The following is a 12,046-nucleotide window of genomic DNA, read 5'->3' on the forward strand; positions in this document are numbered from 1 at the left end:
CCTGTCGTTTCTGTGACTGAAAACAGCCCCATTGTCGCGTCAGGGACGAGGTCTGATTTGGATCAGCAGGCCACAAACGGATGAAGTTGTCCGATACACGACAGCAGCATGGCGCGGAACGTACAAAACCAAGGGTTAACCCTTTTAATTTGGGGCCGGCCGGCCGCAGCGTGGAGCGCAAAGCCAAGGCGGGTTGTGCTCCGCCCAAAGGCGCGGCCGGTAGCCAGAGCTGAGGAGAGGGCGCTGCAGGCACCCTTGGGGCAGCACGGAATTGCTTGTTGGGTAAAATGATTTGAATTGCAAATTATTTAATCTACAAATCATTGATGTCGCCCTCCACTGCCAACCCTCGTCCCCGCGCCGCCAAAAAAAAGGCTGCGCCCAGGCAGCCTGTGGCGGGTGCGGCCCAGTCCGCCAACACGGGCCATGCGACCTCACCGACCCACGCTGAAGCACCGTTGTTCGGCTATACGCTGATGAGCCTGGGACGCCAGTGGCGCCGCGTGGTGCACCTGCGCCTGGCCGAGCTGGGGCTGACCGATGCCACCTGGGCACCGCTGTTCCACCTGCATGCTGCGGGGCAGGGCATCAGCCTCAAGGCCCTGGCGCAGCGCGTGGGCCTGGACAGTTCCACCCTGGTGCGGGTGGTCGATCTGCTGGAAAACCGGGGCCTGGTGCGTCGCGAAACCGATGCGCACGACCGCCGCAGCAAGCTGCTGCAGGTGACCGAGGCGGGAAACGCCGCCGTCGCAGATGTGCGTGCCAAGCTGGTGCAGGTGGAAGGCCGCCTGCTGGACGGCATGGATGCAGCCACCTCGCAACTGTTGCTGGAAGCCATGCTGCAACTGCAGCAGCGCATGGCGCAGGAGCTGGGCGATGCGCCAGAGGACGCAGACGATGCGGAACCCGCTGCGGAGCAGGGACAGTGATGGCGCAGGACGCTCATACATCCCGGTGGCAGCGCGGCCTGGCGGCCTGCGGTTTTCACCTGCCCACCCTGGTGTTTGCTTTGCGCACTGCTTTGGCCGGCTTTGTGGCGCTGGCCTTGGCCTATGCCCTGGGGCTGGAGCATCCGCACTGGGCGGCCATGTCGGCCTGGGCTTCCAGCCAGCCCATGCGCGAACATCTGCTGTCGCGCGGTATCTACCGCTTTGCAGGCTCCGTGGTCGGTGTGGCCTTTGCCGTGGCACTGGTGCTGAGCGCGCAGGGCTCGCTGTGGGGGCTGGCCGTGGGGCTGGCCCTGTGGGGGGCGCTGTGCGCCTTTCTGGGCAATCTGCAGCGTGGCTATATGGTTTATGGCTGCATGCTGGCGGGCTATTCGGCTGCCATGGTGGTGCTGTTGCACCACGGCGGGGCGGAGGACGTCTGGCCGTTCGCCTGGGACCGCATGCTGACAGTGGTGACCGGTGTGCTGGCTGCGCTGTGCATTTCCTGGTGTTTTGCCCCTCGGCGCAAGGCCGCCGTGCTGATTGCCCAGAGCCGCCAGGCGCTGGCGGCCGTGCTGGATGCCTGCGTGGCCCGCCTGCGCGGCCACAGCGCTGGACCCGGGCTGGACGACGCCAGCCTGCTGGTGCGCCTGGCCGAGGTGGAGGAGTTGCTGGAGCTTTACCCCGAAGGCTCGCGCACCGCGCGCAACACCAGCAAGGCCATGCACTGGCAGCAGCACCAGGCGCTGGAGTTGGTCTACCACCTGGGACAGACGGCACCACACATGCCGGCCGGGTCCGGTGGTGCTGACCCGGTGTGGGCGTTTTCCGCGGCATGCCCCGATGCCACAGTTTCCGCCGCCGCACTGGCCGATGCATTGCAGCACCTGGCCCAGGTGCTGCGCCAGGCACCTGCCGCAGACAGCGCGGCGGCCCAGCAGGTGGACGCTGCATTGCGCCAGGCGATTGCCGCGTGTGAAGCGCTGGTGGAGCGTATCCAGGCGGGCGGCAACGCAGTGCAGCCGGGGCTGAACGCCTTGTACCTGCTGATGCAGGAGATGCGCCGCGCCGTGCGCGCCGAGCAACTGGATCTGGGTGGGGCCGCCCATGCGGGCACGGCATGGCTTGACCGCGGTGTCGAGCCCCTGCCGCTGCACCGTGACTGGGTGGGTGCCCGTGAAGCTGCCATCCGCGCGGGCGGCACCTTGCTGTGTTTTGGCCTGCTGTGGGCCTGGACGGGCTGGAGCCTGATTGCCTTCGGCATGCTGGGCCTGTCGGTGATGCTGCTGGTGTTCTCGGCCTTCGAAAATCCAAATCGCACCATGGCGTTTGTGCTGCGGGGCCAACTGATCGGCGCCGGATTGGCCCTGCTGTGCCAATGGCTGGTGTGGCCCTGGGCGCATTCCGGCTGGCAGATGGTGTGGATGCTGCTGCCTTTTGCCCTGTTGGGCGGGCTGGTGTTTGCCCACAAGCGCACCGCGGCCGGTGCCATGGACACCAATATGGCCATGCTGATCCTGCTGGCCCCGGTCTTTCCGTATGTGCAGGACATGGGCAAGAGCGTGACCATGGCGCTGGCAGTGGTCTCCGGCCCGGCGTTGGCCTGGCTGGTCTATCGCTGCATCTACCCGACCAATGCCCAGCGCCGCATGCGCACGCTGGCACAGATGATGGTGGCCGAAGTGCCGGCACTGGCACATCGCATGGTGGAAGAAGGCAGGCCCGGTTTGCTGCCCAGCCTGCCGGCCAGCATGGCCGTGGCGCCCGCCGGGTTCTGGCAGGCGCAACTGCACCACCGCCTGCTGCGGCTGGTGCGCTGGGCCGACAAAACCCAGCACCCGCGCCGTGCCACCTTACCGGAGCTGGGCCTGGCTCTGCGCTCCACCCAAAGCACCATGCTGCAGCTGCAGCAATGGCGGCGCTGCACTATTTTGGTCACCCCGCAGTTGCGGCGTACCGAGCGGCTGGCCGAGCTGGCGTTGCGCCGCACCGCTCAGTGGGGGAGCGCCCACAGTCTGGAGGCGCAGGACGCGGCCGGCCGCCACGCCGCCCGGGCCTGGCAGGCCCTGGCAGACCAGCTCGGCCTGCCGGCGCTGCTGGCCGCCGAGGCGCAGCGTGTTGCCGGGCGCTACCTGCCCGAGCTGTGTGCCGCACGACGGGATCTGCAGGTGCAGTAAGGGCTGGGTGAGTGGATGTGCAAAGAAAAAGGGCTTCGCAGGAAGCCCTTTTTTATGGCGTAGTGGGGTGCATGCGGTGCTGGGGTGCATCCGAAGCACTGGAGCCGCCGCTGCACAGGCTTAAAAACTCTCCCAATCATCCATTTCCTGGCCTACGGTGGCGGGCTTGGGGGCGGGTGCACTGACTGCTCCCGATGCGCCAGATGCGCCAGCGATGGGGCGGCGCAGGGCTGGCGCAGCCGGTGCGCTGGAGCCCGTCTGCGTGGGACGGGAGAAGGGGCGAATGGACGGGGCAGGAACGGTGGATGGACTTGCCGGCTGGGCATGGGCCACGGGCGTCGCCATGGCCACCGGGCTGTGCTGCTCGTAGGCGGACAGCTTGAACACCGCCACGGTGTCCACCAGCGACTGGGCCTGGTTGTTCAGGCTGCTGGCGGCGGCGGCCATTTCTTCCACCAGCGCGGCGTTTTGCTGGGTGGTCTGGTCCATCTGGGTCACAGCTTCGCCCACCTGGGCCACGCCCTGGCTTTGTTCGGTGCTGGCGGCGCTGATCTCGCCCATGATGTCGGTCACACGGCGGATGGCGGCCACCACTTCGTTCATGGTGGTACCGGCCTTGTCCACCAGCAGGGTGCCTTGGCCCACGCGCTCCACGCTGGTGCCAATCAACTGCTTGATCTGCTTGGCTGCGTCGGCGCTGCGGCCGGCCAGTGCGCGTACCTCGCCGGCGACCACGGCAAAGCCCCGGCCTTGCTCTCCGGCGCGGGCGGCTTCGACGGCGGCGTTCAACGCCAGGATGTTGGTCTGGAAGGCAATGCCGTCGATCACGCCAATGATGTCGGAGATCTTGTGGCTGCTGTCATTGATGCTTTTCATGGTCTCCACCACTTCGGCCACGATCTCACCGCCCTGGGCCGCCACGGTGGATGCGGTCATTGCCATCTGGTTGGCCTGGCGGGCGTTGTCGGCGTTCTGGCGCACGGTGGAGCTGAGTTCCTCCATGGAGGCGGCGGTTTCCTCCAGCGCGCTGGCCTGCTCCTCGGTGCGGCCCGACAGATCGTGGTTGCCGGCGGCAATCTGCGCGCTGGCTGAGGCCACGCCCTGGGCATTGCTGCGCACCGTGGACACCGTCTGCACCAGGCTGAGCTGCATGCGCTGCAGCGCCCCCAGTAGCAGGCCCATCTCGTCCTTGCGGCCTGTCTCGACCTGGGCGCTGAGATCGCCGGCCGCCACGCGGTTGGCCGCCGCGACGGCCTGGCCCAGCGGCAGGGTGATGGAGCGGGTGAGGGCGATGGCAATCCACACACCCAGTGCCAGGGCCGACAGCACCAGCACGCTGGCCACCAGGATGGCTTGCTGGTAGGTGTTCTGTGCATCAGTCCGTGCGGCGGCAGCACCGGCACGGTTGAGTTCCACATTGCCGGTGATCAGGTCGGTGGCGGTTGCAAAAGCCTTGGCCGATTCCCCGACGGCCAGGGCCCGTGCCTCGGCAAAGCGTTCTTCGCCGGCTTCGGCCAGTTCCAGCAGCCGCTTGTCGACCGTCAGGTAGGCAGCCCATGCGGCTTTGATCTTCAGGTTGAGTTCCTGTTCTTCGGGGGAGGAAACCAGCTTGTCATAGGCCAGCATGGTGGTGTCCATCTTGGCAATGGCTGCGTCGTGTAGCGCCCTTTGCGCCCGCTTGCCTTCGGGCGTCACTTCCAGTACCGAGCGCAGGGAGGCGCGGCGGGCGCTGTTGGCCAGCGCACGTGCATCGCCCAGGGTCTGTACGCTGGGCAGCCAGTTTTCGGCGATCTCCTCGGTGCCGTCATAGATCCTGGAGGCCTGGAAATGGGATGCGGCCCCCATGCTGCACAGCAGCAGCAAGATGATGGCAAAGCCAGCACTCAGGCGAGCGCCAATTTTGAAGTTGCCCAGAAAACCAGCCATGTTGAACGCCTCCAGATGAAAAATGCGCAGGCCTTGCGTGCCACGCCTGCCCCGCCAGGGGCGGGATTTTTTCGATTCTTGGGCATTTCCAAGGGCTCAGGCACTCCACTGGGAGGCCGTTGCATGGCCGACTGTCGATCTGCAGCGGGGTAGTAGACCGTCTGTGTCCACCTGGAGACTGGCATGGTGAGACCGATGCGGGATGGGCCCACCGGCGGCCACGTACGACAGAAGGTCCATGGCCGTCTGTCCAAGGCCTTCGCGTTGACGGCGCCGCGCCGCGGGCAGCGTGTCTTGCTGTGCTTTGGGGGCTGTATGCGGCAAATGCCACATTCCCAATGGCCCCGGCATCCGCTTCTGGTGTGCCGGGGAGTGTTCGCGACGCTGTGTCGATTTCAGCCCCTGTACATCTCGCGGCGGGCTTTGCGCTGCTCCGGGGTCTCGTTCAACAGTTCGTCCAGCACCTGCTGGCGCGTCTTGTTCGACGGCGAGGTGTCAACCACCGGGTAGTTGCTGTTGCGGAATACATGGGGGCCGCCGTTCTTCAGGAATTCGGCCGTTTCCGCCTGGACCTGGGCCCGTGTCCGGTCGCTCCGGAAGTGGTCGGGGTACGTCACATATCCTGCCTCCGAATTTTTCGGGTGAATGTAGCTGCTGGCAAAAGCGTTGTTCATGGCAGTCAGCGCCAGGGTGGCGCATGCCATGGAAAGCAGGATGGGGGTGCGTGTGGTGTGCATGAGGGTGTGCCTTTCAATCAGGTTGCAATCACCTCGAGGCGATGGCTTGCACCATGGCTTTCGAGAGGATTTCATTGTGGAAAGCGCACGCTGACGGAAGGCACACCGGAAGATGACATTGCGGCAATGAACGCTCTGGGTGGCGTGCAGAAGCAGCAAAGCCATGGCGGGTGGGCCATGGCTTTGGGGGTGGGGTCAATCCGGTGCGCTCAGGGGGCAATCAGTTGACGGTCAGGAGGATGGCGCCGTCTGCGGCAATTCATCCTCGGATGGGTCGTGCCGGTGGACCAGGCGGTAGAGCAGCGGGAGCACCAGCAGGGTCAGCACCGTGGAGGACAGAATCCCGCCGATCACCACCGTGGCGAGCGGGCGCTGCACCTCGGCGCCGGTCCCGGTCGCGATGGCCATGGGCACAAAACCCAGGGAGGCCACCAAGGCGGTCATCAGCACCGGCCGCAGGCGCGAGAGCGCTCCTGCGTGTACCGCTGCGGGAACCGCCATCCCTGTTTCACGCAAGGCACGGATGGACGAGATCATCACCAGCCCGTTCAGTACGGCGACGCCTGACAGCGCGATGAAGCCGATGGCCGCAGAAATGGAGAGCGGAATGTCCCGCAGCCACAGTGCCAGGATGCCGCCGGTCAGCGCAAACGGAATTCCGGTGAAGACGATGAGCCCGTCGCGCACATTGCCGAACATGGCGAACAGCAAGGTGAAGACCATCAACAGCGCGAGGGGGACCACGATCTGCAGCCGCTGCTGTGCCGACTGCATGTTCTCGAAAGTGCCGCCCCAACGTGTCCAGTAGCCGCTGGGCATGGGAATGGCGTCCAGCTCACGCTGAGCCTGCTCGACGAAAGAGCCGATGTCGCGGCCGCGCACATTGGCGCTCACCACGATGCGGCGCTTGCCATCTTCGCGGCTGACCTGGTTCGGGCCGGGTGACAGATCAAATGCAGCGACGGCGGACAAGGGGATGAAGCCTGTCCTGGCGTCACCTTGCGCGGGCAGGGCGATGGGCAGGCGTTCCAGGGCAGCGAGGTCGCTGCGTACCGATTCCGGCAGGCGCACCTGGATGTCGAAGCGGCGGTCGCCCTCGAACACGGTGCCGGCTTCCTGTCCGCCGATGGCCGTGGCAATGGTCTGCTGCACTTCGCCCATGTTCAAGCCATAGCGCGAGGCTTTCTCGCGATCGACTTGCACGGTGAGCATGGGCAGCCCGGTGGTCTGCTCCACCTTGACTTCCGATGCGCCGGGCACCTTCTGCAGCATGGCGGCGATGGCTTGTGCCGTGCGCTCCAACACCAGGTTGTCGTCACCGAAGACCTTGACCGCCACATCGCTGCGTACACCCGAGATGAGTTCGTTGAAACGCAGCTGAATCGGCTGGGAAAACTCGTAGTTGCTGCCGGGAATGGCTTCCACCACCTGCTGGACGGCTGCCAGCAGGTCTTCGCGGCTGCGTTGCGGATCGGGCCATTGTTCCCGGGGCTTGAGCATGATGTAACCGTCGGAGATGTTCGGCGGCATGGGGTCTGAGGCGATCTCTGCGGTGCCGGTGCGCGCGAACACGCGCTCGATTTCCGGGAAACTTTCCTTGAGGGTGCGCTCCAGCTGCATTTGCATGTCCAGCGATTGCGTGAGGCTGGTGCCGGGGACACGCAAGGCCTGGATTGCGAAATCGCCTTCGTTGAGGTTGGGGGCGAACTCGCTGCCCATGCGCGATGCGAGCAGCAGGCTGAGCACCACCGCCACGACGGCCGCCGACATCACCACCAGAGGGATGCGCATCACCTTGGTGAGCAGTGGCTCATACGCCTGGCGGGCCCATGCCATCAGGCGGTTTTCCTTCTCCGCAACGCGCTTTCCGATGCACAGCGCAATGGCTGCAGGGATGAAGGTGATGGACAGCACCATGGCGCCGGCAAGGGCCAGCACCACGGTGAGCGCCATGGGATGGAACATCTTGCCTTCCACACCCGTCAGCGCAAAGATGGGCAGGTAGACCACCATGATGATGAGCTGACCGAACAGCAGAGGCCTGCGGGATTCCCTGGCGGCGGCAAACACTTCGTGAAAGCGCTCGCTGCGGGTGAGCAGCCGCCCTTTGAGCTCCTGCGCATGGGCCAGACGGCGAACGCAGTTCTCCACGATGACCACTGCGCCATCGATGATGATGCCGAAGTCCAGCGCACCCAGGCTCATCAGGTTGGCGCTGATGCGGTACTGCACCATGCCGGTGAAGGTGAACAGCATCGACAGCGGAATGATCAGGGCCGTGATCAGGGCCGCGCGGATGTTGCCCAGGAACAGGAACAGCACCACCACGACCAGTGCAGCGCCTTCCACCAGGTTCTTCTTCACCGTGGCGATGGCTTTTTCCACCAGCGTGGTGCGGTCGTAGACCGTCACGATCTTCACGCCTTCGGGCATGCTCTTGCGGATGGAATCCATGCGCGCGCCCACCGCTTTGGAGACCACACGGCTGTTCTCGCCAATCAGCATGAACACCGTGCCCAGCACGACTTCACGCCCGTTGTCGGTGGCGGCGCCGGTGCGCAATTCACGCCCCAGTTCGACATCTGCCAGGTCCCGGATGCGCACGGGCTGGCCCTGGGCTGTGCCCACAATCACCTGCCGCAGGTCGTCGATGCCCTTGACCTGGCCGGGCGCACGGATGAGGTATTGCTCCCCTTCGCGCTCGATATATCCTGCACCGACATTGGTGTTGTTGTTCTGCAGGGCCGTGACCAGCCTGTCCATCGAGATGCCATAGGACGCCAGCTTGTCTGGGCGCGGCGCGATCAGGTACTCCTTGGCAAATCCGCCAATCGAGTTGATTTCCGTGACGCCGGGCACGTTGCGCAGCTGGGGCTTGATGACCCAGTCCTGGATCTCGCGCAGGTCCATGGGGGTGTAGGGCGTGCCATCCGGCTTTCTGGCGCCTTCTTCCGCCTCCACGGTCCAGAGGTAGATTTCGCCCAGGCCCGTGGAGATGGGGCCCATGCTGGGGGAAATGCCGGATGGCAGTTTTTCACGGGCCTCCTGGATGCGTTCATTGACCAGCTGGCGGGCAAAGTAGATGTCGGTGCCGTCCTTGAAGATGACGGTGACCTGCGACAGCCCGTAGCGCGACAGCGAGCGGGTCTGCTCCAGCTGCGGTAGACCCGCCATGACGGTTTCTATGGGGTAGGTGATGCGCTGTTCGGTCTCCAGCGGGGAATAGCCCGGGGCCTGCGTATTGATCTGCACCTGGACATTGGTGATGTCCGGCACGGCGTCAATGGACAGACGCTGGTAGCTGAAGAGGCCGAGAACGGCCATGGCGGCCACGGCCACCATGACCAGCCAGCGCTGCTCGATGGCAAAGCGGATGATGCGCTCAAACATGGGAACTCCGGATCAGTGCGTGTGCTCGGCGGACGCTTTGCCCAATTCGGCCTTCAGCAGGAAGGAGCCGTCCTTGACATAGTTCTGTCCGGCCTGCAGGCCCGCCGTGACCTCGGTGGTCCTGCCGTCCGAGCGTCCCAACTGGATGCGCTGGGCCTTGTAGCCCCCCTGGGCAGGAACGAACACCACGATCTCCTTGCCATCCGGGCGCTGGATGGCTTTGGCGTCGACCGCGACGGGGACCTGGGATGCCTCGGCGAGGACTTTCACTTCCACAAACAGGCCGGGCCGCCACACCCCCTTGGGATTGGCCAGCGCCACCCGGGCGGGGGCCGTGCGTGTCTGCTCGCCGATCAGCGCACCGACATAGGCGATCTTGCCCTCGGCGCTGGATTCGAATGCCGTGGCCTGCACCGTGACCGGGGCGCCAACGCTCACAGCAGGCAGTTGTGGTGCGGATACATTGATTTCCGCCCAGACGAAGCTCAGATCCGACACGGTGAAGGAGGCCGTGCTTTCCGTAACGGATTCACCCACGGTCAAGTGCTTTTCGACGACCACGCCTGCCAGGGGAGCACGCAGCTCATATCGGCTGGAGTTGCCTGTGCCTGCGGATCCGGCACCCATGGCCGCGAGTTTCTGCGCGGTGTTGGCCACGGCAATTTCGGCTTCCTGCAGTGCCTGGCGGGCCTGCAGATAGTCCTGCTCCGCTGAAATCTTCTCCTCCCAGAGCTGCTTTTCGCGTTGGTAAGTGTTTTTTGCGAGCGCCAGACGCTTCTGTGCCGTTTGCAGCTCGCTGCGCTGGTCCGATATGGCCGCGCTGTGGATCACCGCCAGAAGCTGCCCCTTGGCGACTTTCTCTCCCAGCCGGGCATGGACTGATGCCACGACGCCGGCCACGCGCGGCACCACGTGTGCGGTGCGGTCTTCGTCCAGGCGGATCTCTCCCGGCAGCAGAATTTCCTTGCGGATGGCAGCCGCACCCGCCTGGGCCAGGGTTACGCCCGCTTTCTTCGACTGGGCTTCGCTGAGCTGGATCAGGCCTTCTTCCTCTTCGTGGCCGTGCGCGTCTTGTCCATGCGCGCCAGCTGACGCTTCGGCATGCTCCTCCTTTTCTGCCTTGCCGGTCTTTTCGTTGTGGTGTTCTTCGTCGGCATGGCTGTCGGCTTCCTGGTGGTCGCCATGCTTTTCAGCGGGTTTGCCGTGGTGTTCGCCATCCTGGTGGCTTTCGGCATCCGCATGGCCGGAAGCGGCGGCTGGGGCCGTGGTTCCGGGTGCACGCAGGATGAGCGCACCCCCGACCATGCCGCTGGCCAGAATGGCGGCCACGGCGATCCAATGTTTGGGAGCAGAGAGCGATGCGTCGAATTGCTTGAGGTCGGACATATTCAGATTCCAGTGTGTGTGCGATCCTGGGAGGCCGTGCCCAGGAGGCGGTCTATTTCTGCGCGTGCCTTGTGTGAGGCCATCAGCTGGTCCAGCAGCTGGCGCTGGCTTTCGAACAGCGTGCGTTGTGCATCCAGTACATCCAGAAAGCTGAACTTGCCCAGGGTGAAGCCGCGTACCGCGACGTGGTAGGCAGACTGTGCGGTGGGCAGGACCTGGCTCTGGAGCAAGGCCAGTTGCTGGTTGCTGCTGATTAGTTGCTGGCGTGCCGCAAATACCTGGGCCTGCAGTTGCAGGCGCTGTTCCTGCAATTTCTGTTCGGCCTGGTCCACTTTGCGCAGCGCCTGGAGCTGGTTGCCCGTGTTGCCGTCGAACAGCGGCAGCGGGATGCTGACGCCCAGCACCACCTGGTTGCGACCCACTTCGTTCGCTCGCTTGACGCCGAGACTGACGGTCGGGTCCTGCACGCGCCGAGCCCGTTCGAGTTCTGATGCCGCATGGCTCTGTTCCAGCGCGTGGCGCGCCAGCGCCATGGCGGGGGCCGTTTCCAGCAGCGCGTCCAACTGGTCTGCCGTCGGTACTTCGGACGTGGCGGTGAAGTCCCCGATGGCTTCGCCGACGTCTGCCGCCTTGCCGCCCCAGAGCGCGGCCAGGTTCTGCTGCGCGACCGCAACGGACGCGTGGGCTTGTTGCAGCTCCAGGGCGGCATTGGCCTGGGCCACCTGGGCGCGGCTCGCTTCGAGCGGAGGCACCTTGCCGGCCTGGACGCGTTTGCGAGCCGCATCGCTGGCCTGCGTGGCGAGACCATGGAGGTGGGACGCGAACTGCACGCGCTGCTGGGCAAGCAGCAGCTCGTTGAATCCATTGACCAGTTGGTAGCGCAGTGCTGCCTGTGTTTCGGCCACGGTGGAATGGGCTGCGGCTTTCTCGCTTTCCGCCATGCGCATGCGTGCTGCACGTTTGCCGCCCAACTCAATGAGCTGGTTGATCTGGACCGTGCTGGAGCGTGTTTCGGAACGGGTGTCTTCCTGGCTGAATGCCAGCTCGGGATTGGGTCGTGCCTGGCTTTGCAGGATGGACCCTTCGGCGGCGGCAGCGCCGAACCGGGCGGCCTTCAGCCCGGGGTTGGCAGCCAACGCCTTGTTCCAGGCGTCGGCCAGGGTGGTCGATGCACCGGTTTTCGCGGGGCCGTCTGCCGTTGCCGCTGCCGCAGGTGCTGTTGCTGTTGCTGTTGCTGAGGCTGACATCACCGGCGAGGAGGGGGTGTCGGGCGCCGCACTGGCGGATGCCCCGCCGGAGACTGCGAGCGCAATCCATGCCAGGGAAATCTTGCGCTGCGTACGTGCCCCGCCGGGAGCATGGGCCAGGGTTGCCATGTGTGCTTCTCCAGAAATGTGTCGCGCACACGGACAGCCCTGCGGGCGGTGAGGCTGCAGGGCGCAATGTGCGTTTGCACAAACTGTAGAAACCGGCAGCGAACACAATCCCGTCGGCCAGATGACAA

7 protein-coding genes are annotated in these 12,046 nt (G+C 65.1%); 2 read left to right on the forward strand and 5 right to left on the reverse strand.

From position 1 onward, the window contains the following. Positions 1-326 precede the first annotated feature (326 nt). Together B3349_RS04240 and B3349_RS04245 are read left to right on the forward strand one after the other, a co-directional pair. The gene (locus B3349_RS04240) at positions 327-929 is read left to right on the forward strand and encodes a MarR family winged helix-turn-helix transcriptional regulator (protein ID WP_291586687.1); all 603 of its coding nucleotides are present in this window, start codon (positions 327-329) and stop codon (positions 927-929) included. After that, positions 929-3,103, forward strand: coding sequence for an FUSC family protein (locus B3349_RS04245; protein ID WP_291586689.1), 2,175 nt, complete (start codon positions 929-931; stop codon positions 3,101-3,103). Before B3349_RS04240 ends, B3349_RS04245 begins: the two co-directional genes overlap by 1 nt. Positions 3,104-3,223: 120 nt before the next feature. On the opposite strand, the gene B3349_RS04250 is transcribed toward B3349_RS04245, so the two are convergent. The 5 genes from B3349_RS04250 to B3349_RS04270 form a co-directional block, all read right to left on the reverse strand. Then, on the reverse strand, positions 3,224-5,029 hold the full coding sequence (locus tag B3349_RS04250) for a methyl-accepting chemotaxis protein (protein ID WP_291586691.1): 1,806 nt from the start codon (positions 5,027-5,029) through the stop codon (positions 3,224-3,226). Between the two features lie 395 nt (positions 5,030-5,424). Continuing rightward, positions 5,425-5,766 carry a DUF4148 domain-containing protein gene (locus tag B3349_RS04255; protein ID WP_291586693.1) on the reverse strand — a complete coding sequence of 114 codons (342 nt, stop codon included), beginning with the start codon at positions 5,764-5,766 and terminating at the stop codon, positions 5,425-5,427. A 231-nt stretch (positions 5,767-5,997) separates the two neighbouring features. Then, positions 5,998-9,156, reverse strand: a complete 3,159-nt coding sequence (locus tag B3349_RS04260; RefSeq protein WP_291586695.1) for a CusA/CzcA family heavy metal efflux RND transporter — start codon at positions 9,154-9,156, stop codon at positions 5,998-6,000. 12 nt (positions 9,157-9,168) lie between these two features. Beyond that, on the reverse strand, positions 9,169-10,542 hold the full coding sequence (locus tag B3349_RS04265) for an efflux RND transporter periplasmic adaptor subunit (protein WP_291586697.1): 1,374 nt from the start codon (positions 10,540-10,542) through the stop codon (positions 9,169-9,171). Between the two features lie 2 nt (positions 10,543-10,544). After that, complete coding sequence (locus B3349_RS04270; RefSeq protein ID WP_291586699.1) at positions 10,545-11,918, reverse strand: TolC family protein; 1,374 nt, start codon at positions 11,916-11,918, stop codon at positions 10,545-10,547. Positions 11,919-12,046 lie beyond the last annotated feature (128 nt).

Origin of the sequence: Comamonas sp. UBA7528 (assembly GCF_002479375.1) — a bacterium.
Classification (GTDB): domain Bacteria; phylum Pseudomonadota; class Gammaproteobacteria; order Burkholderiales; family Burkholderiaceae_C; genus Comamonas.